The sequence below is a fragment of the Streptomyces sp. JH002 genome (assembly GCF_050916115.1).
Classification (GTDB): domain Bacteria; phylum Actinomycetota; class Actinomycetes; order Streptomycetales; family Streptomycetaceae; genus Streptomyces; species Streptomyces xiamenensis.
Window position 1 is genome coordinate 4,056,520 of sequence record NZ_CP087989.1, and the last position, 23,744, is coordinate 4,080,263.

Genomic DNA, 23,744 nt, shown 5'->3' on the forward strand with positions numbered 1-23,744 from the left:
GGCCGGGCTATAGCTGATTGACGGCCGCGTACTCCTCCGCCAGCTCCGCGTCGACCTGATCCCCGCCCTGCGTACGCCAGGTCCGCACCGCCTCGTCCCACTTCTTCATCGAGTCGTGCCCCTGCACCACCGAGATCACCGTGTCCTCGAAGAGTTTGCGCATCCTGGTGTAGGGCCGCAGCGCGTCGCGCACCACGAGCCCACTGGTCAGCGGCGCGATCCCGGTCTCCACGTCCTGTGTCTGGAAGGCGTGCACCCGGCGCACCGCGTCCGGGTTGCCCGGGTAGAAGTGCACCGGCGGCGGCGCGGTGATGTACCTCACCGGCACCGTGCTCGGGTTCTCCGTCTTCGCCAGCTCCGTCAGCTCCAGATCGCCGTCCACCCGCTCGAAGTGCTCGCCCTCCACTCCGTAGTAGGTGCGCTCGTACTCCGTGGTCCCGAACGGCGCCGCCAGGTAGTTGATGATCCGCAGCAGCAGGGTGATCCGCTCCGGCGGCCCGGGCTTGAGCAGCGTGTACCCGTACGTCCCGCCGCTGAAGTGCGAGGTCGCCCCGGTGCCCAGGTCCGTCGGCGGGCGCAGCAGATCCACCGTGAAGGCGTCCCCGACCGCGATGTTCGCCGCCTGGTACCCGGGCAGGTTGTCCAGCTGGGCGCGCACCGTCCCGTTGAAGAACAGCGACTTCATCGTCTCGGTCGGCATCGTCGCCGTGCCCGGGTAGTACACCTTCTCCGTCACGTGCAGCCGCCGCGCGAACTCCACCGCCGCCCGGTACTCCTCGGTCAGCTCCGCCTTGACGAACGCGCCGTCCCGCATCCCGTACAGGTTCGGCGCCCCGTGCCACGACGACAGCAGCGGCACCCCGAACAGCCAGCCGCCCGAGGCCACCCCCAAGCCGTACTTCTTGCCGCCGGTGCCCCGCCTGAGGGTGTCGGTGAACTCCTCCGCCGTCCAGTCGTTGTAGGTGCCCTCCGCGAGCCGCGTCATCTCCTCGCGGTTCGACAGGATCGCGGAGCCGGTGCGCGGCCGGGTGATGGGCACCCCCATGATCCGGCCGCCCATCAGCCCCATGTCCCGCCAGGCGTAGGTCGGGAGGTTGGCCAGGTTCGGGTAGTCCCGCACGGCGGGGCCGCTCAGGTGCTCGCTCAGATCGGCGGCCACGTTCGCCGCGTAGTCGGCCACCCGCGGGATCCAGTTGCGCACCATCACCAGGTCGGGCATGTCCCCGCTGGCCATCATCGTGGCGAGCTTCGCGCTGAGGTTGCCGCTGGGCACCAGCTGGAGCTTCAGATCGACTCCGAGCGCCTCGTTGAGGGCGGCCCAGTAGCGGTTGGCGCCGGGTCCGCGCGGCGGCGCCTCGTACGTCTCCACCATCGCGGTCACCGTCTGGCCGCCGCCGGGCCGTTCGGGCACCGAGGACACCAGGTGGTCGGGGTAGCGCAGGAAGCCGGCGTCCACCCCGCGCGGGTCGGGCGGCAGATCGGGCCGCGGCCCCTCCACCGGTACGTACTCGGGCCACGGCACCGGTTCGGTGCCGGCGTTGCGGGCGCTGCGCACCTGCGAGGTGGCGCAGCCCACCAGCGCGGGCCCGGCGGCCAGCGCCGCCGAGGCACCGAGCGAGCCGCGCAGAAAACGTCGCCGGGAGGGAGCACCGGCACGGGGATTCACGGTCATGTCCGCTCCTTCGCTCAGCTCTTGATGGCGCCGGTCAGCACGCCCTTGGTGAAGTACTTCTGGATGAAGGGGTAGATGATCAGGATCGGGATCACCGCGACGACGACCGTGGCCATCTGGTACGTCTGCGGCGCCGCGACCGCGCCGGAGTCGGAGAGCGCGTCGGTGGTGTTGCCGCCCAGGTTGGCGCCCTTGGTGACCACCGTCTGGAGCACCGCCTGGAGCGGCCATTTCGAGGAGTCGTTGAGGTAGAGGATCGCGGAGAAGAAGCTGTTCCAGTAGCCGACCGCGTAGAAGAGGCCGATCACCGCGATGACCGCCCTGGACAGCGGCAGCACGATCCGCAGCAGCACGGTGAGTTCGCCGGCCCCGTCGATGCGGGCGGCGTCGTACAGCTCCTGCGGCAGTCCCTGGAAGAAGCCGCGCATGATGACCAGGTTGAAGACGTTGATGGCCACCGGCAGGATCAGCGCCCAGTACGAGTCGAGCAGCCCCAGGCCCTTGACGACCAGGTAGCCCGGGAGCATCCCGGGCGGGAAGAGGAAGGTGAACAGCACCATCAGCAGCAGCGGTTTGCGCAGGCTGAAGTGCTCGCGGGAGAGCACGTAGGCCAGGGTGATGGTCCCGAACAGGCTGACCGCCGTGCCGACCACCGTGATGCCCACGCTCACCGCGAGCGAGCGGGTGATGGTGCCGCCGGAGAGGATGTCCTGGTAGGCCTGGAGCGTCGGTTCGGTGGGGAAGAGGACCCAGCCGCCGTTCTCCGTCACCTCGGCCGGTGAGGCGAGCGAGGTGGAGAACACCACCAGGATCGGCACGAGGATCAGCGCGCAGATGATGACGAGGGAGACCGCCTTGCCCACCTGGGTGAGCGAGTGCGGCTTCTCCATCCAGGAGGGGCGGCGTTCCCTGGGGCCCGCCACGCGGTCCGCGAGCGTGGGCCGGCTGTCTCGGTTCACTTGTAGACCCCCTGCTCGCCCAGCCGGTGTGCGATCTTGTTGGCGCTGAAGACGAGCACCGCGCCGACGACACCCTTGAAGAGACCGGCCGCCGCCGAGTAGCCCCAGTCGGCGCCGAGTACGCCCTGGTAGTAGACGAAGGTGTCCAGCACCTCGCCGGCCTCGGGGCCCACCGCGTCGCGTTGCAGCAGGATCTGTTCGAAGCCGACGGTGAGGATGTCGCCGAGCCGCATGATGAGCAGCAGGATGACGATGGGCCGGATCGCGGGCAGCGTGACGTGCCAGAAGCGGCGGCGCGGGCCCGCCCCGTCGAGGGCGGCCGACTCGTACAGATCCTGGTTCACCTGGCTGAGCGCGGCCAGGAAGATGATCGTGCCCCAGCCGCAGTCCTTCCAGATGATCTGGACGACCATCAGGGGCTTGAACGCGTCCGGGTTGGCGAGCACATCGGTCACGAAGGCGACGTTGCCGCCGAACATCCCCGTGGGGCCGAGCAGTTGCTGGAACAGCGCGACCACGATGACCCAGGACAGGAAGTGCGGCAGGTAGACGACCGACTGGATCAGCTTGCGGACGCCGCCGCGCGCCAGGCTGTGCAGCAGCAGCGCCAGGGCGAGCGGCAGCGGGAAGAAGAACACCAACTGGAGTACGGCGATGGCCAGGGTGTTCCAGGCAGCCTGCCAGAAGGCGGCGTCCTCGAACATCCGCTGGAAGTTGTCCAGGCCGACCCAGGGGCTCTCCCACAGGCCCTGGAAGGGCACGAAGTCCTTGAAGGCGATGACATTGCCGAACAGCGCGGCGTAGTGGAAGACCAGGAAGTACGCGATGCCGGGGAGCGCGAGCAGCAACAGGGTGCGCTGGCCGCGCAGTTCCCTGCCCCATCGGGCGAGGCGGTCCGTCCGCGCGGGGGAGGCGGGCGGCGGGTCGGGCGGGTCGGCGGACGGGGCGGGGGAACCGCCGGTCCGCTCGATGGTGCTCGTCATCGAACACTCCCTCAGCTCGGTGCATCTAGCCAACGGAACCAACGGATTCAAACGGTTCACGGAAGGTAGAGCGATTGCTGAGGGAGGTCAACAGTTCGGACAGAACTGCCTGTTGAGAGGCATAGCAAACGTGTTGCTGCGCTGACCGGCCGCAGAGATCTGCGGCCGGTCAGATGTCAGGAACGCACAGAACCGAACGGGCTCAGCCCGGCAGGCCCTCGAAGACCGCCGTCACCGGGGCGTGGTCCGACCAGCGCTCCCCGTGCGTCGCCGCCCGCTCCACGTACGCCTTGACGCACCGGCCGGCCAGCCCCGCGGTGGCCGCCAGCAGATCGATCCGCCAGCCCGCGTCGTTGTCGAACGCCCGGCCCCGGTAGGACCACCAGGAGTAGGGGCCCTCCTGCTCGGGGTGCAGCGCGCGCACCACATCGGTGTAGCCGCCCTCGGCCGCGAACACCCGGGTCAGCCAGGCGCGTTCCTCCGGGAGGAAGCCGGAGTTCTTGCGGTTGGCGCGCCAGTTCTTCAGATCGGCCTCCTGGTGGGCGATGTTCCAGTCGCCGCACACCAGCACCTCGCGCCCCTGCGCGGCGGCACGCTCGCGCAGCCCGACCAGATACGGCAGGAACGCCGCCATGAAGCGCTCCTTCTCCGCCTGCCGCTCGGTGCCCACCTCGCCGGAGGGCAGGTAGAGGCTGGCGACGGTCAGGCCCGGCAGGTCGGCCTCCAGATAGCGCCCCGAGTCCTCGAACTCCGCGACCCCGAACCCGGTGCGCACGGCGTCCGGCTCGCGCCGGGTGAGCAGGGCCACACCCGCCCGGCCCTTGGCGGCGGCCGGCGCCCAGTACGCGTGCCAGCCGGCCGGCTCCCGTACCTCCTGGGGCAGCTGCTTCTCCTCGGCGCGCACCTCCTGGAGGCACACCACGTCCGCCTCGGTGGCGGTCAGCCACTCCCGGTAGCCCTTGGTGGCGGCGGCCCGCAGGCCGTTGACGTTGACCGTGGTGACGGTGTGCACAGTGAGTGCCCTCCCGGATGTTGCCCTGATGCGCGGGGTGCTGCGGATTCCGCGCGCGACCCTACGCCACCGACTCGGCCCGGGGACAACCCGGCCAGATGGTGATCAATCGCCGCAGGTGCCCGTACCGTCACGACCCTCCGGGTTTGTACGATGACCTGCATGAAGCTCGTCACCGCCCGCTTTGATCACCCCGACGCCCGGAAGCTCAACGACCGGGTGCAGGCGGAGTACGCGGAACGCTACGAGGACGAGGGTGACCTCACCCCGCTCGCCCCCGAGATGTTCGACCCGCCCGCCGGCCTGTACGTCCTGGCGTACGACGCCGACGGGGTCCCCATCGGCACCGGCGGCTGGCGCTCCCACGACGAGACCTCGCTCGGTGAGGGGTACGCGCTGGGCGACGCGGAGATCAAGCGGATGTACATCGTCCCCGAGGCCCGCGGGCACGGCTTCTCCCGGCTGATCCTGGCCCATCTGGAGGAGACCGCCCGCGCCGCCGGCCGGCGGCGGATGGTGCTGGAGACCGGTACCAAGCAGCCCGAGGCGATCCAGCTGTACGAGTCCAGCGGCTACGCCCTGGTGCCGGAGGGCGGCAAGTTCGGCTACTACCGCTTCCACACCAGCAGCCGCTGCTACACCAAGCCGCTCGCCTGACCGGGCGGTCCGGCCGGGCGAGCGGCTGATCGCAGGGTGGATCAGCGCGCCATCGCCGGGGCCGGGGAGGCGGGCGGAGCCTCCGCCACCGGGCCGCCCCGGCGGCGGTGGTGCACCACGGCCACCGCGGCCAGCCCGGCCACCGTCCAGGCCGTGAGCACCGCCAGCGGGTACGCCGCCCCCGCGCCGTCGAAGAACGCGACGTCGCGCAGCAGGGTCGCCCCCGAGCCGGTGGGCAGCAGCTGGCCCAGTGTCCCGACCGGGCTCGGCAGCATCTCCGGGGCCGAGGTGGCGCCCGACCAGGGGTTGCCCAGCATCATCAGGAGCACCGCGCCGGCCCCGATGCCGCGCGGCCCCAGCAGCGCCGCCAGCCCGGCCACCGTCGCCCCGCCCGCCAGCGCCATCAGCCCCAGCGAGGCGGCCACCGTCCACCAGTTCCCGGCCATCGCGCCCAGCCAGCTGTGGCCGATCAGCGCCCCGGCCACCCCCACCAGGGCCGCCGTGCCGGTCAGCGCCGCGATCGCGTACCGGCCGCGCAGCCGCAGCAGGGTGACCAGCGCGCCCAGGGCGATGCCCGCCATCGCCATCGGCAGCACGCTCACCCCGAAAACGGCGCCGCGCGGATCGCCGTCCGGGGTCGGTACGACATCGGTCACGGTGAGTTCGGTGCCCTCGGGCAGCCCCTGGGCGGCGACCTGCTCCAGCAACTGGGCGACGGAAGGGCTCGCGGCGGACGCGGTCAGCAGCTCGGCGCCCCGCGGGCCGAGCACCAGCGCGCCGTAGACATCGCGGTTCTCGATCGCGGCGGTGGCGGCCTCCGCGTCCGGATAGGTGTGCACCTCGAACGCGCCGCCGCGCGCGTCGAGCCCGGCCACCACGGGGGCCGTCGCCTCGGCGGGGCCGGCCACGCCCAGCGGCAGGTCGTGGGGGGCGGTCCTGGCCACCGGCCAGGCGAAGGCCCACAGGATGAAGGTGATGGCGAGCGGCAGCGCCACCAGGACGGTGATCAGCTTCCGGGTCTGGGTTGGCATGGCGGTGCTCCGGGGTCAAAGAGAATGAGCATTCGTTTTACGACCGGGGCGCGACGCTTGTCAAGAAGGAACGTTCGTTTTAGGCTCGCCGGCGTGGCCCGTGTCTCGCAGGAACATCTCGATGCCCGCCGCCGGCAGATCGTGGAGGGCGCCGCGCGCTGCTTCGCGCGCGACGGCTTCCACGCCACGTCCATGCAGGACGTGCTCAAGGAGACCGGCCTGTCCGCCGGAGCGGTCTACCGCTACTTCCCCTCCAAGGACGCCATCATCGTCGCCCTCGCCCTGGAGGTCCTGGAGCGGGTCGGCGGCTCCTTCTCCCGCGCCGCGGCCGCCGAGCCGCCCGTCCAGCCCGGGGACGTGCTGGCCGACACCCTGGAGGAGGTGCTCCAGAGCCTCGACGTGCCCCCCTCGCTGATCATCCAGGTGTGGGCGGAGACCCTGCGCAACCCCGAACTCGCCGCCGTCCTGCACCGGGGCATCAACACGGTGATCGCCTCCTGGACCGCCATCACCCAGAACTACCAGCGCCAGGGGCTCATGCGCGACGACATCCCCGCCGAGCACGTCGCCCGTACCGTCGCCGCCTGTGTGCAGGGGTTCTTGATCCAGCGTGCGCTGCTCGCGCCCGACCTCCGGCCGGACGTGCTGCGCGACGGTCTTCGGGGCCTGACCTCATTGACCCTAGACTGAGGCATTCGGAGGCGTTCCGATGGCGGAAGGTTCGTGGTGGGCACAACGGCGGGGCCGGCGGGCGGGCGTGACGATGACCCGTCACCCGAACTCCTGACGGAAGCCGCCGCCGCCTTCGGGCTGCTGGCCTCCACCGCCCGGCTGCACATCGTGTGGGCGCTCGCCGAGGGCGAGAGCGACGTGAGCGGTCTCGCCGAACGCGTCGGCGGCACCCTCCCCGCCGTCAGCCAGCACCTCGCCAAGCTCAAACTCGCCGGTCTGGTCCGATCCCGGCGCGAGGGCCGCCGCGTGGTCTACCTCGTGGACGACCCCGACGTGGTCACCGTCGTACGGCTGATGGTCGGCCAGCTCGCCGACCGCACTCCGGGCCGCTCCGCGGTGCCCCCGGCGCCCCGGCGCGCGCATGGCCTGGGGATCTGAGGCGTCCGCGCGCCCCGCCGCGCCCCCGCAGCTCACCGCCGCCCGCCCGGACACCACCGATCCGGCCGTCCTGAGCCGGCTGACCACCCTGGAAGTGCTGCGCGCGCTGGAGACCTCACCGCGCGGCCTGGACGAGCCCCGGGCCCAGCGGCTCCTGGAACGCTACGGCGAGAACACGCCACCCACCACCCACCCGCCCGGCCGGCTCCGCCGCTTCGCCCGCAGCCTGCGCGACCCGTTCAGCGCCGTCCTGCTCGTCCTGGGCGTGGTGTCCGCGGCCGTCTCCGCCTGGGCCACCGCCGCCGTCATCACCGTGCTGGTGGTCATCAGCTGCGTCCTGCGCTCCGCCGGCGAACACCGGGCCGAACGCGCCGCCGCCGGGCTGCGCGAACTGGTCGCCGCCACCGCGACCGTACGGCGCCGCCCCGCCCCCGGCGCGGAGCCGCGGGTGCGCGAGCTGCCGGTCGACCAGCTGGTGCCGGGCGATGTGGTGCTGCTGGGGCCCGGGGACGTGGTGCCCGCCGATGTACGGCTGCTGCGCGCCACCGGGCTGACCGTGCACCAGCCGGCGCTCACCGGCGAGTCCGCCCCCGTCACCCGGAACGCGCGGGACACCCCCGGCGCCCCGCCCTCCGGGGATCTCCCCGGGCAGCGGCACCTGTGCCTGCAGGGCGGCAGCGTGGCCACCGGCAGCGGTACGGGGGTGGTGGTCGCCACCGGCGCGGGCACGTTCTGGGCCCGGCAGTCCCGCCCGGTCCCGCGCCGGACCACCGGCGGCACCGTCTTCCACCAGGCGCTGGGCGGCGTCTCGTGGACCCTGATCCGGCTGATGCTGTGCGCCGCCGCGCTGGTGCTGGCCGCACACACCGTGCTGCGCGGCCCGGCCCTGGACACCGTGCCGCTCGCGGTGGCCGTCGCGGTGGCCCTCACCCCCGAGATGCTGCCGGTGGTGGTGAACGTGTCGCTGGCCAGGGGCGCGGTGCGGCTCGCCGGGGAGCACGCGGTGATGGTCCGCCGGCTGCCCGCCCTGCACGACCTGGGCGCCATGGAGGTGCTGTGCACCGACAAGACCGGCACCCTCACCCGGGACCGGCCCGTGCTGCACGGCGCGCTCGACCCCTGGGGCCGGCCCGACCCCGAAGTGCTGGGCTGGGCGGCCGTCAACGCCCACTGGACGCTGCACCTGGCGGAACTGCCCGCCCCCGACCCGCTGGACGAGGCCATCCTGCGGGCGGGCGGCCCCGGTGACCCCGACCCCGGCGATCCCTGCGGCCGGTTGACCGGCCTCGCCGCGCTGCCGTTCGACCCGGTACGCCGCCGGGCCACCGCCGTCGTCCGCGAGCCCGACCACCCCGGTACGCACACGGTGGTGGTGAAGGGTGCCGTGGAGGAGGTGCTGCCCCGCTGCACGCGCCTGCGTACGGAAGCGGGTGGGGAGCGGGCGCTGGACGAGGCGCGCCGGCTGGAGGTGCTGGCACTCGCCGAGCGGCAGGCGGCCGCCGGACTGCGGCTGCTGGCCGTCGCCATGGCCCGCCGCCCCGGCCGGACCGTACCCGCCGGCCTCACCCCCGAGTCCGCCGAACGCGAGCTGACCCTGCTGGGCTTCGTCGCCCTGCGCGACGAACTCGCGCCCGGGGCCGCCGAGGCGCTGTCCGCCCTCGCCCGCCAGGGGATAGCCGTCAAGGTGCTCACCGGCGACCACCCGGCCACCGCCGCCCGCGCCTGCCGCGACCTGGGCCTGGACCCGGGGCCGCCCGGCACGGTGGTCACCGGGGCGCACACCGAGACCCTCGACGACGCCGAGCTGGCCGAGCTGGCCGCCACCCGTACCGTTTTCGCCCGCTGCACGCCCGCCCACAAGGCCCGCGTCGTGGAGGTGCTGCGCGCGGCGGGGCACCCCACCGGGTTCCTGGGCGACGGCGTCAACGATCTGCCCGCGCTGCACGCCGCCGATGTCGGCATCTGCCCGCTGGGCGCCGCCGACGTCACCCGGGCCGGGGCGGACGTGGTGCTGGCCGGCAAGGACCTCACCGCGATCGGTCGCGCGGTGACCTGCGGCCGGGACACCACCCGCAACATCACCACCTATCTGCGGGTGGTGCTCTCCTCCAACCTCGGCAACGTCATCGCGATGATGGTCGCCGGGCTGCTGCTGCCTTTCCTGCCGATGCTGCCGCTCCAGGTACTGGTCCAGAACCTGTGCTTCGACGCCGCCCAGCTCGCGTTCGCCTTCGACCGGGCCGAGCCGCGGGCCGGGGCCCGCGACGGTCCCACCGTGCTGCGCCCGCGTGCCTTCACCGCGTTCGTGCTGCGCTTCGGTGCCCTCAACGCCGCCGCCGACCTGGGGACCTTCGCCGCGCTCGGCTGGCTGCTGAGTCTGCCCTCGGCGGCCGGCCTGGACACGCACGCGGTCTTCCACGCCGGCTGGTTCACCGAGAACCTGCTCACCCAGGCGCTGGTGATCTGGCTGCTGCGGCCGGGCTCCGCGCGCCGGATGCCGCCGCCCGTCGTGGCGGCCGTGGCCGGGCTCACCGCGATCGGGCTGCTGCTGCCGCTGTCGCCGCTCGCGCCCGCCCTGGGGCTGACCGCCACCCTGCCCGGCGCGTACTATCCGCTGCTGGGGGTGGTGCTCGTGCTGTACGCCGGAGCGCTGGGCTTCATCAGGGCGCGTTACCGGGGCGCCATTTCCATACTTTAGAGTTTGCGCAATCGGGGAACTGGTGTCCGTCCCAGGGCGTCGGATCGAACGACTCATGACGCGCGGAAATTCGTAACGGGGGAGCAGCGTGGCCGGCTCACATCGCTCGAAGAACGCGCCGACGCGACGCAAGCGCGGCACGGACGGCTCGGCGGGCGGGAGCAAGCGCGGCAAACGCGTGCTGCTGTGGACCGCGGGGGTCCTGGCCTTCGTCATCCTGGCCGGCGCCGGCGGCGTGTACTGGATATATCAGAAGCTCAACGGCAACATCACCTCCGCGACCATCGACGACAAGCTCGGCGAGGACCGCCCCGAGGACCTCAGCCCCGGCGCCAAGACCATCCTGGTGGCCGGCTCGGACACCCGTGAGGGCATGGACGACTACGGCGCGGTCGAGGGGATGCGCTCGGACACCCTGATGATCCTGCACATCGCGGAGAACCGGGAGTGGGCCACCGTGGTGTCCATCCCGCGCGACTCCTGGGTGGAGATCCCCTCCTGCGACATGGGCGACGGGGTGATGACCGAGCCGCACCACGCCAAGATCAACGAGTCGTACGCGCTCGGCGGCATCAACGGCGACGCGGGCGGCGCGGCGGCCTGCACCATCCGCACCCTGGAGCAGAACACCGGGCTGCGCATCGAGAACTTCGTCTCCCTCGACTTCCTCGGCTTCAAGGACATGGTGGACGCCCTGGGCGGCGTGGACATGTGCCTGGACGAGCCGATCGACGACGTGAAGGCGCACGTCACCCTGGAGGCCGGCTGCCAGACGCTGAACGGCGAGGACGCGCTCGGCTTCGTCCGGGTCCGCTACAGCGTCGGCGACGGCAGCGACATCGGCCGCATCGAGCGCCAGCAGGACTTCATGAACGCGCTGGCCGAGAAGGCGCAGTCCAAGCTCACCAGCCCCACCTCGCTGTACGGGTTCATGGACGCGGTCACCAAGTCGCTGACCACCGACCCCGAGCTGGCCAGCCTGGACGCCCTGTACAACCTGGCCACCGAGCTCCAGGGCGTGCCGGCCGACAAGCTGACCTTCATCACGGTCCCCAACTACCCGCGTGAGCTGGACGTCCCCACCGACAAGGCCAATGTGGTGTGGGACTACCCGGCCACCGAGATGCTCTTCACCTCGCTCGCCAAGGACGAGGAGATCACCAAGGAGCAACTGGAGCAGGCCGCCGAGTCCGCGCCGTCCCCAGCCGAGGTACGGGTGCGGGTGCTGAACGGCACCGGCACCACGGGTCAGGCCGCCGAGGTCGCCGACCGGCTGCGGAACCTGGGCTTCCAGGTGGTCTCCACCGGCAACGCCGACCCGGCCGAGACCACCACCATCAGCTACCCGGAGGGCCTGGAGGGCCACGCCGACGTCCTGGGATCGCGGGTGCCGGGGGCCGAGACCCGGCAGACCACCGACGATCTGCCCGGCGTGCTCACCCTGACCATCGGCGCCGACTTCGACGGCGTCCGGGGCTGACGGGGACGGGGCGACGGCGCACCGCCGCGGACGCGGCCCGGCCGCTGCGGCGCGCGGTTCAAAAGCGCCAGCGGGTCTGACCGTAGACGCCCTTGCGGAAGCCGAAGGCGGTGGCCGGGCGCACCTCGAACGCCGCCGCCCGCGGCCCCTCCCCGGCCTCCGTCCCGGTGGCGCCCCCGCCCGGCAGCACCAGGAACCCGGCCCGCACGGTGAGGTGCCAGTCCGGACCGTACTTGGCGAGGAAGGCGTCCGCGACGGCCTGGAGCAGGGCGTCGCCGGTGATCCGTTCGGCCCGCCCCTCCACCACCAGATCGGTGCCCCCCGTCAGGGAGTTGCACCCGGTGGTCAGCACGCAGGCGGGGTTGGCGGCCAGGTTGCGGCCCTTGCGCTCCCGCTCCCCGGTGGTGAAGTACAGCGCCCCGGCGTGGGTGACGGCCAGCACCGGTGTGACGTGCGGGGCGTGGTCCGGCCGTACGGTCGAGAGCCAGTACAGCTCGGCACGCTCCAGCATGGTCCAGGCCTCGGCCCAGGGCATGGCGCGCGCCTCCGGGCTGCTGTAGCGGACATCGAGCGAGGTCAGCGGCTCTTTGCGGGTGCTGGTCATGGTTCCACGGTGGACCGGGCCCGGTGGCCGCGCCACCGCGCGGCGGGCGGCCGGGGCGCGCGCCCGCGCACACCGCTCGTGCCCCCCACCCGGAGGTGGAGGGCACGGCGCACGGAAGGGCCGATGCGGTCAGGTGCCGCCCTGATCGTCCCGGTACCCCTGATCCTGGCCGGAGCTGTTCTGCTGCCTGCCACGCTCGGGGTTCTGGTCCTGGTTCTGGTTCTGGTCCTGCTCGTCCTTGTCCTTGTTCATGGCGTCCTTGGCGCGCTGCTGAAGCTCCTGCGCCTTGTCCTTGAACTGGTCTCCGATGCCCATGGGTGCTCCTTCGCGCAATCGGCAGAAAGAAATGTCCGTTGCATCCCTTTCATTCACCGTCCCACGAACGGCCTAATCACGCATCCGGGGCAGCGGTACGGGGCGGCAGCACGGGTCGCCGCCGGTCCGGAACGTCCCGGTAATCCGGCGGCGACCCCGGCGGATGCCGCTCCAGCAGGTCCAGCGCCGTGCGCACCGCCGTGTCCAGCACCCCGTACCGGCCTTCCGCCCAGTCCAACGGGGTCCGCCCGGAGGGAATGTCCGGCGCCACGCCCCAGTTCTCCACGCCCCAGCCGTAGCCCTCGAACCACGCCGCGTTCATCGGCACCGTGATCACCGTCCCGTCCCCGAGCCGGTGCCGCCCCGTGATGCCGACCACCCCGCCCCAGGTGCGGCTGCCGACCACCGGACCCACCCCCTGCAACCGGAACACCGCCGTGATCATGTCCCCGTCGGAGGAGGTCGCCTCGTCCGCCAGCGCCACCACCGGACCGCGCGGCGCGTCCGAGGCGTACGAGACGGGCTGCGCGTTGCGGGTCAGGTCCCAGCCCACGATGGTGCGGGTCAACTTCTCCACCACCAGCTCGCTGATGTGGCCGCCCGCGTTGCCCCGGACATCAACGATCAGCGCCGGATACGCGAACTCGCGCCGCAGATCCCGGTTGAACTGCGCCCACCCCGAACCCCCCATGTCGGGGATGTGCACATAGCCGCACTTCCCGCCCGACAGCTGCCGCACCACCGCGCGGCGCCGCGCCACCCAGTCCTGGTACCGCAGCGGCTGGTCGTGGATCAGCGGCACCACCGCCACCCGGCGGGTGCCCGCGCCGTCCTCCTCCGCGAACGTCAGCTCCACCGACGTGCCGCCGGTCGCCGCCAGCAGCGGATACGGGCCCGCCACCGGATCCACCGGGCGTCCGTCCACATGCGTGAGCGCCGCGCCCTCGCGCACCCCGGTGCCCGCCAGCGGCGAACGCGCCTTGGGGTCCGAGGACTCGCCCGGCAGGATCCGCGCCAGCAGCCACGCGCCGGCCTCCTTGGACCGGGTGAAATCCGCCCCCAGCAGCCCCTGCGCCCGCTGGTAGTGCCGCGGGCCCTCACTGCGCCGCGCCCCGGTCACATAGGCGTGCGAGGTGCCCAGTTCGCCCATCACCTCGCGCAGCAGATCGGCGAACTCGTCCGGCGTCGCCACCCGCTCCACCAGCGGCCGGTACTGCTCCAGCACCGCGTCCCAGTCGATGCCGCACATGTCCGGCTCCCAGAAGTAGGCCCGCACGATCCGGCCCGCCTCCGCGTACGCCTGCCGCCACTCCGTCGCCGGGTCCGCCTCGTGCACGATCCGGCGCAGGTCCAGGGGCACCGTCGAGTCGCCGTCGCCCAGCTCGGTGGCCGGCACCGCGCGCAGCTCGTCGTCCTCGCACACCACCATCCGCGTGCCGTCCGCGCTCAGCGCGAACCAGTCCACGTCCTCGGTCAGCTCGGTGCGCTTGGCCCGCACCGGATCGAAGTGCTCCAGCGTGGGCTTGCCCGAGGTGTCGTCCGGATTCAGGAAGGTCTCGCCCAGCGCGCCCGAGATCGGCCAGCGCAGCCACACCAGGCCGCCGCCGCTGACCGGGCACAGCGCCGAGTACTTCGAGGCGGACACCGGGAAGGGCACCACCCGGCTGGCGAGGCCCTCCGCCTCCACCCGCACCGAGCCGTCGGCGCCGGTCGCGCTGCTCGTCTCGTCCGGGTCCAGGCCGCCGGCCGCCGGGCGCCCCTCGGGGGTGATCGCGAACGGGGAACGGGTCGCCGAGGACAGCGGGACCAGATAGGGGCGCGACCCCAGCGGGAAGGACAGATCGCCGCTGTGCACGTCGTACACCGGGTCGAAGCCGCGCCAGGACAGGAAGGCCAGGAAACGGCCGTCGCTGGTGAAGACCGGCTCCTCGTCCTCGAAACGGCCGTCGGTGACATCCAGGACGGTGCGCTCGGCCTCCGCCCACCGCGCGATCTTGATCTGGGAGAGCGAGCGGCCGATGCCGGGATGCGCCCACGCCAGCCAGCGCGAGTCGGGGGAGAAGGCCAGATCGCGCACGGGGCCGTTGATGGAGCGGATCAGCTCCTGCGGCGTGGTCTCGTCCGGCTCCTCCTCCGCCTCCGGGACCGTCACGACCAGCAGCCGCCCGTCGTGCGAGGAGACCGCCAGCGTCCGGCCGTCGGGGGAGGCCACCAGCTCCAGCACCCGGCCCAGGTCCCCGGTGCGCAGCCGGCGCGGGTCCCGGCCGCCGCTGGCGCGCGGCAGATAGGCGATCTCGATGGCGTCGGCGCCGTCCGCGTCGGTGATGTACGCGATGCGGCCGGTATCGCCCAGCATCTCCGGCAGCCTGACCCGTACCCCGGGGGTGGCCGCGATGACCCGGGCCGGGCCGTCGCGGTGGGTGAGCCAGTACAGGCTGCCGCGCACGCACACGGCGGAGGCCCGGCCGGTGGTGTCCACGGCGAGCGAGTCGACGTGGCTGGCGGTGGGCACCTGGTAGCGGCGGCGCCCGGCGCGCGGGCCGCCGAGCCGGATGTCCAGGCGGCGCGGTACGGCGGCCGGGTCGCCCAGGTCCGCGGCCAGCCACAGCTGTCCGGCGCAGCTGTAGATGACGCGCTCGCCGTCGGTGGCGGCCTGCCGGGCGTAGAACGCGTCGTGATCGGTGTGCCGCCGCAGCCCGCTGCCGTCGGGGCGGCAGGAGTAGAGATTTCCGACCCCTTCGTGATCGGAGAGAAAGGCGATCCGGTCACCGACGAACATCGGGCACTCGATGTGGCCCGCGAGGTCCGGGAGGAGGCGCTCGCCGTGCAGCCACAGCTGCCCGGTCGCCCCGCCCCGGTAGCGCTTCCAGGCCGCCGGCTCGTGCGGTGCCTTGGCGGTCAGCAGCAGGGTGCGCCGCTCGCCGCCGCAGCCGCTGACCGCGATGTCGGCCACCGGGCCCCAGGGCAGCCGGTCGCCGGGCGCGCCGTCGAGCGGCACCTGATAGGCCCAGGTGAAGTGGGAGAACGGCTGATCGTGCGAGCCCACCGCCAGGATGCGCGGCTCCTGCGCCGGCGCGCCGCCCGGGTCCGCGGGGCTCTCGGGGGTCCAGCCGCACACCCGGGTGTCGGCCGAGCCCCAGTACGTCAGCCGGCGGGCCGGGCCGCCCGCGACCGGGGCGAGATGGATCTCCGGGTCCAGGGAGCGCCAGGTGGTGAAGGCGATGTGCCGGCCGTCGGGGGAGAAGCGCGGAGGGCCGAGGCGGGTGCGGTCCACGGTCAGCCGCCAGGCGCGTTCGGTGCGGTGTCCCGGCGCGGGCAGCGGCGCGAGCCACAGATCGTCCTCGGCGGTGAAGCAGACCAGTTCACCGTTCAGATGCGGGAACCGCAGATAGCTGTCTACGTGCTCGGCTTCGTCGCTCACGTGTCCATGCTTCGGTGCAGCATGCCCCAGGGCAACTCGTGAAGGATCAGTTCATGTGATCTAGGCCACATTATGGCAACTTCTCTCATCCTGCCCGCCGGGGTCGGCGTCTCGTGGCATGAACTGACACTTCTCTTTCCTGCACACGCCCTGATACCCGGACAGGAGAACCTGCCCCGTGGCTACGTTTCTATACAAGCTCGGCCGCCTGAGTTTTCGGCGGCGCCGGTGGGTGGTCGCGATCTGGCTCGCGCTGCTGGTCGGCGTCGGCGCCGCGGCGGCCACCGCCGGCGACCCCGCCGAGGAAGAGTTCTCGCTGCCCGGGACCGAGGCACAGCAGGCGTTCGACCTGTTGGCGGAGGAATTCCCCCAGGCCAACGCCGAGGCCCTCACCACCAAGGTCGTCTTCCAGGCGCCCGAGGGCGAGACCCTCAACGACCCCGCCAACCAGGCGGCCGTCCGCGCCGTCACCGACCAGCTGGCCACCGGTGACAAGGTCATATCCGTCACCGACTTCTACGAGGGCGGCCAGCTCAGCCCCGACGAGACCATCGGCTACGTCGACGTCACCTACGACGGCTCCTGGGCCGATGTCGACAACGACATGCGCGACCAGTTCGCGTCCGCCGTCGAGGCCGGCACCGACGCGGGCCTGACCGTCCAGTCCAGCGGCGAGCTCGTCACCGCCGAGATGAACATGGGCAGCGGCGAGATCATCGGCGTCGTCGTCGCCGCCATCGTGCTGGTCATCACCTTCGGCTCGCTGGTCGCCGCCGGCCTGCCGCTGCTCACCGCGCTCATCGGCCTCGGCATCGGCGTCGCCGGCATCGGCGCGCTCTCCGCCACCCTCGGCCTGACCGAGATGACCGGCATCCTCGCCACCATGATCGGCCTCGCGGTCGGCATCGACTACGCCCTGTTCATCGCCTCCCGCTACCGCGCCGAGCTGATGGCGGGACACAGCCGCGAGGAAGCGGTCGGCCGGGCCGCCGGCACCGCCGGATCCGCCGTCGTCTTCGCCGGCCTGACCGTGGTCATCGCGCTCTCCGGCCTGGCCGTGGTCGGCATCCCGATCCTCACCAAGATGGGTCTGTCCGCCGCCGCCACCGTCGTCGTGGCCGTCCTCGTCGCCCTCACCCTGGTGCCCGCCGCGCTCGGCATCATCGGCAAGCGGATCTTCGGCAGGAAGCACCGCGCGCAGAACCCCGAGACCGGAGTGCCCACCACCCTCGGCCGCACGGGCGAGGAGGACAAGGAGAACTTCGGCACCCGCTGGGCCAAGGGCGTGCTGCGCCGCCCCGTCCTGGTGCTGGTCGCCTCCGTCGCCGGTCTCGGCCTGATGGCCGCCCCGGTCGCCAGCCTGGAACTGGGCCTGCCCGACAACGGGACCGCCGCCACGGACACCACCCAGCGCCAGGCGTACGAGCTGCTGTCCGAGGGCTTCGGCCCCGGCTTCAACGGTCCGCTGATGATCGTCCTGGAGGCGCCGGACGGCGGCGACGTGATGGGTTCCGCCGACACTATCGCCGAGGCCATCAGCGGACTGGACGACGTGGTCGCCACCGCGCCCGCGTTCCCGAACGAGGCCGGCAACGTCGCGATGATGTCGGTCTTCCCCGGCAGCAGCCCCTCCAGCGCGGAGACCACCGACCTGGTCGCCGAGATCCGCGGCGACCTCGCCCCGCAGTTGGAGGCCGAGACCGGCGTGAACATCCTGGTCTCGGGCCAGACCGCCGCCCAGAGCGACTTCTCGCAGGTGCTCTCGGACGCGCTCGTCCCGTACCTGGCGCTGGTCGTCGGCCTCGCCTTCATCCTGCTGATGCTCGTCTTCCGCTCCGTGCTGGTGCCGCTGAAGGCCGCCCTGGGCTTCCTGCTCTCGGTGCTCGCCTCCCTGGGCGCCGTGGTCGCGGTCTACCAGTGGGGCTGGCTGGGCGCGTTCGGCGCCGAGCCGCAGCCGATCATGTCCATGATGCCGATCTTCATGATCGGTGTGGTCTTCGGTCTCGCCATGGACTACGAGGTCTTCCTCGTGACCCGGATGCGCGAGGCCCACGTCCACGGCGAATCCCCGCACCAGGCGATCATCACCGGCTTCAACCTCAACGCCCGGGTGGTCACCGCCGCCGGCATCATCATGATCTCGGTCTTCGCCGGCTTCATGACGATGGGCGAGTCCATGGTCATGATGATGGGCTTCGGCCTCGCGATGGCGATCCTGCTGGACGCCTTCGTGGTCCGGATGACGATCGTGCCCGCCGTGATGGGCCTGCTGGGCGAGCGCGCCTGGTGGATGCCCAAGTGGCTGGACCGCATCCTGCCCAACGTCGACGTCGAGGGCGAGACGCTGGAGAAGTACCTGGAGTCCACCGGCAAGGGGCGTCAGGCCGCCACCGCCAAGGAGCCCGAGCCGGCCGGCGTCAGCTGACCGTCCCGGAGATCCGGACCCCGGGAGACCGGAGCGAACGGAGCCCGGCCGTCCGTACCCGCGTGGTACGGGTGGCCGGGCTCCGGCCGTTCGCGGCTGGTTTTCCCTGGTACGTCCCGGGCCCCTGGGTTAGCATCGGCAGCCGGCGACCCCCGGGAGGGACCAGGATGCGACGCATCGTCACCACGGCCGCCCTCGTCCTGGCCCTGGCCGCCGCCACGGCCGGCCAGGGGCACGCGGACCCCGCCCCGGGCAGCGGAGCCTGCGTCCCCGAAGCAGACCTGGACACGGCGACCGGGCCGGGCACCGACCACGTGCTCGCCCTGGTGGACACCCTGCGCGCGGACGGCGCGGACGACCTCGCGGTCGACGCCGAACTGGCCGCCCGCGCCTGCCTGGTACGCGCCACCGCCGCCGGAGCCCCGATCCCCGACGCCGACCTGATCGACCTCGCCGCACCCGACGTGTACGTCATCACCACCGTGGGTGGCGTCGACCGCTGGGTGGCGATCAGCGCCTGGCGGTGGCAGGAGACCCCGGGCTATCCGATGCGCGGCGAACAGGGCGTCGCCACCTGGTTCGACGGCGAGATCCGGCCCATCCTCCAGGTGGTCCACCACGGCGGCACCACCCCCGCCTTCCCCAGCGTCAGCCGTGAGGACGCCGCCGCCGTCAACGGCCACGGTGTGGGCTTCCTGCTGACGCCGCGGCAGAACGCCACCGACACCGACGTCGCCACCGGCCGCACCGCCCTGGTCTTCGAAGGCACCGGCGGCTGCCGGGACATCACCGTCCGCTCCGCCTTCGCCCACACCTGGAACGACACCGGCATCAGCGGTCTGACCGTCGACGCCGAGGGCCCGGCCTTCGGCTGGACCTCCACCGAAGACCGGGCCCTCGCCCTCAGCCCGCCCACCACCGTGGGCGTCAACTGCTGAACATCGCGCCCCCAACGGAGCGCGCCGCCTTCCGTACCCGTCCCGCCGTCCGGCGCGACGGGCCCCTGCCGCTACGGAGCGGCGCTCAGGACCTGGGCCACGACCGGGCCCGCGTTGCTGCCGCCGTGCCCGGAATCCGGCACCACCGCCGCCACCGCCAGATCATTGCGGTACCCGGTGAACCAGGCGTTCGGCTTGTCCTGCCCGTCCACCTCGGCCGAGCCGGTCTTGGCGCCGATGTCCCCGCTCAGCCCGGCCATCGCCTCGGCGGCGGTGCCGTTCACAGCGGTGCGGTTCATCAGCGACCGCAGCTCCGCGGCGGTCGCCGCGGAGGGTCCTGCCGCCGTCGCCAGCTCCCGGCCGCCGATCTCGGCGGGCACCAGGTAGGGCTGCTTGAACGTGCCGGACTTCACGGTCGCGGACACCGACGCCATCGTCATCGGGTTCATCCGCACCCCGCCCTGGCCGATCAGGGAGGCCGCCATCTGCGCCAGCGACTGGGTGGGCACCGCCCCGTCCAGCGTGGACACGCCCACGCTCCAGGTCAGGCCGAGCCCGAACGCGTCCCGCGCGTGGTCCCCCAGGGCCTCGTCCGACAGCTCGCCCGCCTGGCTGATGAAGGCCGTGTTGCAGGACGCCGCGAAGGAGTCCGCGAACGTGCCGTCCTTGATCTCGAACTTGTCGAGGTTCTGGAACTTCCAGCCGCCGTGCTCGAAGTACTTCGGGCACGGGTGCTTCGCCCCGGCCGAGGCCAGCCCCTCGTCTATGAGCAGCGAGGCCGTCACGATCTTGAAGGTGGAGCCGGGCGCGTAACTGCCCTGCAGCGCGATGTCGAAGCTGTCCGCCGGAGCGTTGGCCACGCCCTGGATGGCGCCGGTGCTCGGCTGTATCGCCACCACCGCCGCCCGGTCCTTGTCCGCCACCGCCGCCTCGGCCGCAGCCTGGATCGCCGGCACGATCGTGGTCGGCACCTCGCCGGCCACCGGCTCCGCCAGCTCGATCAGCTCCTCGACCGTCCCGCCCTCGGCGTCCGTGATCCGGGTGACGACCGCCGGGCTGGCGCCCGAGTGGTCCGCGAACCGCTCGCCGATGTCCTCCAGCACGCCCTTGAGCGTCGGATGCGCCTGGGCGGTCAGCTCACCGCCCTCGGCGTCCAGCACGGTCACCGGCGGCAGTTCACCGCTGGGTCCGGTCTCGATGTGCTGCCCCTCCGCCAGCCCGGGGTACAGCACCGACGGCTCCCAGTCGACGACGATCTCACCCGAGTCGGCGTCCCGCACCACCGTCAGCTCGGAGTCGTAGCTCCACTCCCGCTCCGGCAGTTCCTCGTACGCGATGTTCGCCACCACGCCGAACGGCACCGAGCCGCCCTCGGGGGCGCCCGCGCTCAGCGTGAACCCGCTCACTGACGCGTCCTCGGCCAGCGCCGCCAGCGCCTGCGCCGCGGACCCCGCGTCGTCCGTCAGCGCCGCCGCACCGTCGGTGTCCCCGGCCGCCCAGGCGTCGAGGAAGTCCCCGGAGACCTCGAGCACTTCGGCCGCCGACGGCGGCGCGCTCTCCTCCGGTTCCGCGTCCGAGGTGGACGACGCGTTCTGCTGCCCGCCGTCGTCGCCGTCACCGCTCAGCATGCTGTAGGCACCGAATCCGGCGCCCGTCGCCATCACCACGAAAACCCCAGCGATGACGGCGACCTTCTGCCCGTTCCGCATCCCGTCCCTGCCCCTCGATCCACCCCGCGTGCGCAGCCTACAAGCAGCCGCTGACCCTCCGTGTTCAGACCCAGGTGCCCAGCCACATGCGGGCCCGCCAGCCGTCGACCGGAATCTCCTGGCCCGCGTAGATCGGGTAAAAGTAGATGGACTTCCCGAGTACGGACGCAGAATGGGTCTGACCTGGGGCGGGACCCCAGATCAGGGCCATGCGATGGGCTCTGGGGCCGTCAGACACTTCGGAAGGCGTTGTCCACGGCCCTCCGGGTGCGTCCCTCACTGCTCGGCATGAGGTGCGTGTACACCCGCAGCGTGAACCCTGGATCGCTGTGCCCGAGGTTCTGGCTCACCGCCCGGATGCTCTCCCCGGCATTGAGCGGAACCGAGGCGTAGAAGTTCCTGAGAGCGTGCATGCCGTGTTCCCGGGCGGACTCGTACCGCTCACCCTTCTCCGGAGAGGAATGATGCCAGAAACAGCCAGAACTGGTTTCAACTTGTGATCATTAAAGTGGCTTTCCCTGATGTGACTCCCCCCGCTTCCGGTGAAGATCAGCCGATTGGTCACCGGCGGCCCGTCCGGCTTGATCCAGGGAAGCGTGACTTCGACCGGCGGGAACTCCTCCATGTACAGCCTGAGCGCCTCAGCCAGTGTGGGGCACGTATGGGGGCTCTACTTCAGGTGGGGGCAACGGTCGCCAAGTGCTTGATCGATCTGGTGGAACACACCGCCCTGGTCGATGCCTGGGGGAATGATCGCGGCTGGCGTGGAAGGCGAGGCTTCGAGGATCGCGGAGGCAGGGATTGGTTCCTGCTTCAGTCACGCCCGCGATGTCGCGAGGAGTCTGGTGTGCCGTGCGCCGTTGGTCGCCTCGTGGCGCCCTTTCGTGATCGTCGCTATGTGCCGCGGAGCATCTCCGCGAGTCGCGACAGCGTGCCCTCGTTGCGTTTGTAGTGGATCCACTTGCCGACCCGTGTGGCCTGTACCAGGCCTGCCCGCTCGAGGGTTGCCATGTACGAGGAGACTGTCGATTGCGCCAGCCCCGACTTGGCCTGCAGATGGCTGACGCAGACTCCGACCTCGTCCCGGTCGGCTATCGGCTCCCACTGAGCGAACTCGCTGTGAGGGTCCCGCAGCCAGTCCATGATTTGCAGCCGTGCAGGGTTCGCCAGCGCCTTCAAGGCCTCGACCGCAGCCTGAGGGGGCTCGTTCTCCGCGTCGCCGCCTGAGTTCGTTGCCTGTGACGTCGCCACGGTCGCCTCCTCGCCTCTCACACACCATCGTATCTCGATATGACGAACCGAGTTCGCCCCCAGCCACACATTGACACATCGCGATATCGCGATATGGTCGTTGCGTTCACGCCCCTCCGGTATCTGCCGCGCAACTGCCGTCCGCCGCGAGCTCCGGGATACACAAGAGGAAGTACACGATGTCTGAGAGCAGCAAGCCGTTGATCGTCGTCGCGGGTGCCACTAGCAAGCAGGGAAGGAGCGTCGCCACCTCCTTGCTTGAGAGCGGCAGGTTCCGAGTGCGAGCCCTGACCCGAGACGCCGACTCTGCCCAGGCCCGGAGCCTGGCAGGACTGGGAGCGGAGATCGCCGAGGTTCCTCTCGCCCTGGGTCACCAGCGCGAGCTCGTCGACGCGTTCGGATCGGCCGAGGGGGCCTTCCTGATGACCCCGCCCATCGCGCCGCCCTCCACCGAGGAGTTCCTTCTCGGGCGCCAACTTGCCGATGCAGCGGTCGAGGCCGGAGTGGTACACGTCGTCTTCAGTGCTCTCGAGAACGTCGACGAGCGGTCCTCGGGCACCAAGTACGCCCCGCACTTCACCGATAAGGCGCTCGTCGCGGAGTACATCCGGACTCTGCCGATCGCGCACACCTTCATCATGCTCTCGTTCTTCTACACCAACGCGCTGGAGTACTACCCCCCGCGCGTTGATGGTGACACGGTGCTCATGCCTTTCTACCTCCCCGAAGACTTCCGTGCCCCGTTCGTGGACCCACTCACCGCGACCGGGCCGGCCGCTCTCGAGGTGTTCTCCAACCCCGACACCTACCGCGGCGCTTGTCTGCCGGTCGTGGGGGACGTCATCTCCCCAGCCGAGATGGTCGAGGAGTTCTCCCGCGTCACCGGACTCAAAGCCGAATACCGCAGCGCCTACTCTCGCGAAGACCTGCTGACCTACTTCCCCGCACTGGGAGAGAACCCTCTGCTGGTCGACGAAACCCTCGGCATGGTCCAGTACGCGGTCGAACTCGGATACTTCCGAGACGACCGCGACACGACGTGGAGCCGGCGCATCGATCCCAACACGCTGAGCTGGGAACAGTTCCTCCGCAAGACCGACTGGCATGGCCAGCCGGTCACCTTTGGTCACTAGACCCATCGCCGACGAGATCAGACACGCGCCATTCGGGAAGGCCTCGACGTTGTCCGAGCCCGTGGCGCGTGCCCCTACGCGCTGCCATCACGCCAACACCTACTGCGTGAACTGCGACCTGCTCGTCGGCCTCGACGATCTCCACGTGATGGACATCGACCCGGGTGATGGCGACCGATTGACTGTTCGGGTCGAGTCGGCGCGTCCGGCGAGCCGCAAGGGGAGGGGGCGGCTGTCATGACGCTGGATCGCTCGTGCGGGCCGCCTGGGGGCCGCCAGGTGATGCTCACAAAGAGCGGAGGGCTGCCAACAACGACTGGGATGGTGTGACGCGGGAGTCGGCGCT

19 protein-coding genes and 1 pseudogene are annotated in these 23,744 nt (G+C 71.5%); 9 read left to right on the plus strand and 11 right to left on the minus strand.

Annotated elements, in window-relative coordinates; translation table 11 throughout:
* Positions 1–7 precede the first annotated feature (7 nt).
* The 4 genes from H7827_RS18630 to H7827_RS18645 form a co-directional block, all read right to left on the minus strand.
* Positions 8–1,672: an extracellular solute-binding protein gene (locus H7827_RS18630; RefSeq protein WP_432746624.1), complete on the minus strand. Its 1,665-nt coding sequence runs from the start codon at positions 1,670–1,672 to the stop codon at positions 8–10.
* Positions 1,673–1,686: 14 nt separating this feature from the next.
* Complete coding sequence (locus H7827_RS18635; protein WP_432748000.1) at positions 1,687–2,562, minus strand: carbohydrate ABC transporter permease; 876 nt, start codon at positions 2,560–2,562, stop codon at positions 1,687–1,689.
* Between the two features lie 65 nt (positions 2,563–2,627).
* A complete protein-coding gene (locus H7827_RS18640) occupies positions 2,628–3,614 on the minus strand; it encodes an ABC transporter permease (protein ID WP_386533607.1) in 987 nt (328 codons plus the stop codon).
* 202 nt (positions 3,615–3,816) lie between these two features.
* Positions 3,817–4,626, minus strand: coding sequence for an exodeoxyribonuclease III (locus tag H7827_RS18645; protein WP_432746625.1), 810 nt, complete (start codon positions 4,624–4,626; stop codon positions 3,817–3,819).
* Between the two features lie 162 nt (positions 4,627–4,788).
* Between H7827_RS18645 and H7827_RS18650 the strand changes: the two genes are divergently transcribed.
* Positions 4,789–5,283, plus strand: coding sequence for a GNAT family N-acetyltransferase (locus tag H7827_RS18650; RefSeq protein WP_386533601.1), 495 nt, complete (start codon positions 4,789–4,791; stop codon positions 5,281–5,283).
* Positions 5,284–5,324: 41 nt separating this feature from the next.
* Here H7827_RS18650 and H7827_RS18655 read toward each other — a convergent pair whose 3' ends face one another.
* Positions 5,325–6,314 (minus strand): ABC transporter permease, encoded by a 990-nt coding sequence (locus H7827_RS18655; RefSeq protein WP_432746626.1) that lies wholly within the window; start codon positions 6,312–6,314, stop codon positions 5,325–5,327.
* Between the two features lie 93 nt (positions 6,315–6,407).
* On the opposite strand from H7827_RS18655, the gene H7827_RS18660 reads away from it, so the two are divergent.
* The 4 genes from H7827_RS18660 to H7827_RS18675 all read left to right on the plus strand — a co-directional run bounded on the left by H7827_RS18660 (position 6,408) and on the right by H7827_RS18675 (position 11,602).
* The gene (locus H7827_RS18660; RefSeq protein WP_432746627.1) at positions 6,408–7,004 is read left to right on the plus strand and encodes a TetR/AcrR family transcriptional regulator; all 597 of its coding nucleotides are present in this window, start codon (positions 6,408–6,410) and stop codon (positions 7,002–7,004) included.
* Positions 7,005–7,040: 36 nt separating this feature from the next.
* On the plus strand, positions 7,041–7,424 hold the full coding sequence (locus H7827_RS18665; RefSeq protein WP_386533708.1) for an ArsR/SmtB family transcription factor: 384 nt from the start codon (positions 7,041–7,043) through the stop codon (positions 7,422–7,424).
* Positions 7,408–10,122, plus strand: a complete 2,715-nt coding sequence (gene mgtA, locus H7827_RS18670) for a magnesium-translocating P-type ATPase (RefSeq protein ID WP_432746628.1) — start codon at positions 7,408–7,410, stop codon at positions 10,120–10,122. Before H7827_RS18665 ends, mgtA begins: the two co-directional genes overlap by 17 nt.
* Positions 10,123–10,210: 88 nt before the next feature.
* Positions 10,211–11,602 (plus strand): LCP family protein, encoded by a 1,392-nt coding sequence (locus H7827_RS18675; protein WP_200366637.1) that lies wholly within the window; start codon positions 10,211–10,213, stop codon positions 11,600–11,602.
* A gap of 58 nt (positions 11,603–11,660) precedes the next feature.
* Here H7827_RS18675 and H7827_RS18680 read toward each other — a convergent pair whose 3' ends face one another.
* The 3 genes from H7827_RS18680 to H7827_RS18690 form a co-directional block, all read right to left on the minus strand.
* Positions 11,661–12,206 carry a pyridoxamine 5'-phosphate oxidase family protein gene (locus H7827_RS18680; protein ID WP_432746629.1) on the minus strand — a complete coding sequence of 182 codons (546 nt, stop codon included), beginning with the start codon at positions 12,204–12,206 and terminating at the stop codon, positions 11,661–11,663.
* A 129-nt stretch (positions 12,207–12,335) separates the two neighbouring features.
* A complete protein-coding gene (locus tag H7827_RS18685) occupies positions 12,336–12,521 on the minus strand; it encodes a hypothetical protein (RefSeq protein ID WP_386533584.1) in 186 nt (61 codons plus the stop codon).
* 76 nt (positions 12,522–12,597) lie between these two features.
* Positions 12,598–15,942 carry a S41 family peptidase gene (locus tag H7827_RS18690; protein ID WP_432746630.1) on the minus strand — a complete coding sequence of 1,115 codons (3,345 nt, stop codon included), beginning with the start codon at positions 15,940–15,942 and terminating at the stop codon, positions 12,598–12,600.
* 178 nt (positions 15,943–16,120) lie between these two features.
* Here H7827_RS18690 and H7827_RS18695 point away from each other — a divergent pair, with 178 nt between their 5' ends.
* Both H7827_RS18695 and H7827_RS18700 read left to right on the plus strand, forming a co-directional pair.
* A complete protein-coding gene (locus tag H7827_RS18695) occupies positions 16,121–18,367 on the plus strand; it encodes an MMPL family transporter (RefSeq protein ID WP_432746631.1) in 2,247 nt (748 codons plus the stop codon).
* A gap of 167 nt (positions 18,368–18,534) precedes the next feature.
* On the plus strand, positions 18,535–19,305 hold the full coding sequence (locus H7827_RS18700) for a hypothetical protein (protein ID WP_386533577.1): 771 nt from the start codon (positions 18,535–18,537) through the stop codon (positions 19,303–19,305).
* Between the two features lie 71 nt (positions 19,306–19,376).
* On the opposite strand, the gene H7827_RS18705 is transcribed toward H7827_RS18700, so the two are convergent.
* The 3 genes and pseudogenes from H7827_RS18705 to H7827_RS18715 form a co-directional block, all read right to left on the minus strand.
* A complete protein-coding gene (locus H7827_RS18705; protein ID WP_432746632.1) occupies positions 19,377–21,014 on the minus strand; it encodes a penicillin-binding transpeptidase domain-containing protein in 1,638 nt (545 codons plus the stop codon).
* Positions 21,015–21,244: 230 nt separating this feature from the next.
* Positions 21,245–21,663 (minus strand): annotated as a pseudogene (locus H7827_RS18710) (site-specific integrase); the annotation flags it as partial.
* Between the two features lie 245 nt (positions 21,664–21,908).
* Positions 21,909–22,157: an ArsR/SmtB family transcription factor gene (locus tag H7827_RS18715; RefSeq protein ID WP_432748001.1), complete on the minus strand. Its 249-nt coding sequence runs from the start codon at positions 22,155–22,157 to the stop codon at positions 21,909–21,911.
* Positions 22,158–22,444: 287 nt separating this feature from the next.
* On the opposite strand from H7827_RS18715, the gene H7827_RS18720 reads away from it, so the two are divergent.
* Together H7827_RS18720 and H7827_RS18725 are read left to right on the plus strand one after the other, a co-directional pair.
* On the plus strand, positions 22,445–23,398 hold the full coding sequence (locus H7827_RS18720; RefSeq protein WP_432746633.1) for an NmrA/HSCARG family protein: 954 nt from the start codon (positions 22,445–22,447) through the stop codon (positions 23,396–23,398).
* Between the two features lie 106 nt (positions 23,399–23,504).
* Complete coding sequence (locus H7827_RS18725; protein WP_432746634.1) at positions 23,505–23,639, plus strand: hypothetical protein; 135 nt, start codon at positions 23,505–23,507, stop codon at positions 23,637–23,639.
* Positions 23,640–23,744 lie beyond the last annotated feature (105 nt).

Excerpts from the sequence above, each read along its gene's own strand:
- H7827_RS18630 (WP_432746624.1), bottom strand. The coding sequence starts at position 1,672 with ATGACCGTGAATCCCCGTGCCGGTGCTCCCTCCCGGCGACGTTTTCTG.
- H7827_RS18635 (WP_432748000.1), bottom strand. The coding sequence starts at position 2,562 with ATGGAGAAGCCGCACTCGCTCACCCAGGTGGGCAAGGCGGTCTCCCTC.
- H7827_RS18640 (WP_386533607.1), bottom strand. The coding sequence starts at position 3,614 with ATGACGAGCACCATCGAGCGGACCGGCGGTTCCCCCGCCCCGTCCGCC.
- H7827_RS18650 (WP_386533601.1), top strand. The coding sequence starts at position 4,789 with ATGAAGCTCGTCACCGCCCGCTTTGATCACCCCGACGCCCGGAAGCTC.
- H7827_RS18655 (WP_432746626.1), bottom strand. The coding sequence starts at position 6,314 with ATGCCAACCCAGACCCGGAAGCTGATCACCGTCCTGGTGGCGCTGCCG.
- mgtA (WP_432746628.1), top strand. The coding sequence starts at position 7,408 with ATGGCCTGGGGATCTGAGGCGTCCGCGCGCCCCGCCGCGCCCCCGCAG.
- H7827_RS18680 (WP_432746629.1), bottom strand. The coding sequence starts at position 12,206 with ATGACCAGCACCCGCAAAGAGCCGCTGACCTCGCTCGATGTCCGCTAC.
- H7827_RS18685 (WP_386533584.1), bottom strand. The coding sequence starts at position 12,521 with ATGGGCATCGGAGACCAGTTCAAGGACAAGGCGCAGGAGCTTCAGCAG.
- H7827_RS18700 (WP_386533577.1), top strand. The coding sequence starts at position 18,535 with ATGCGACGCATCGTCACCACGGCCGCCCTCGTCCTGGCCCTGGCCGCC.
- H7827_RS18705 (WP_432746632.1), bottom strand. The coding sequence starts at position 21,014 with ATGCGGAACGGGCAGAAGGTCGCCGTCATCGCTGGGGTTTTCGTGGTG.
- H7827_RS18715 (WP_432748001.1), bottom strand. The coding sequence starts at position 22,157 with ATGGACTGGCTGCGGGACCCTCACAGCGAGTTCGCTCAGTGGGAGCCG.
- H7827_RS18720 (WP_432746633.1), top strand. The coding sequence starts at position 22,445 with ATGTCTGAGAGCAGCAAGCCGTTGATCGTCGTCGCGGGTGCCACTAGC.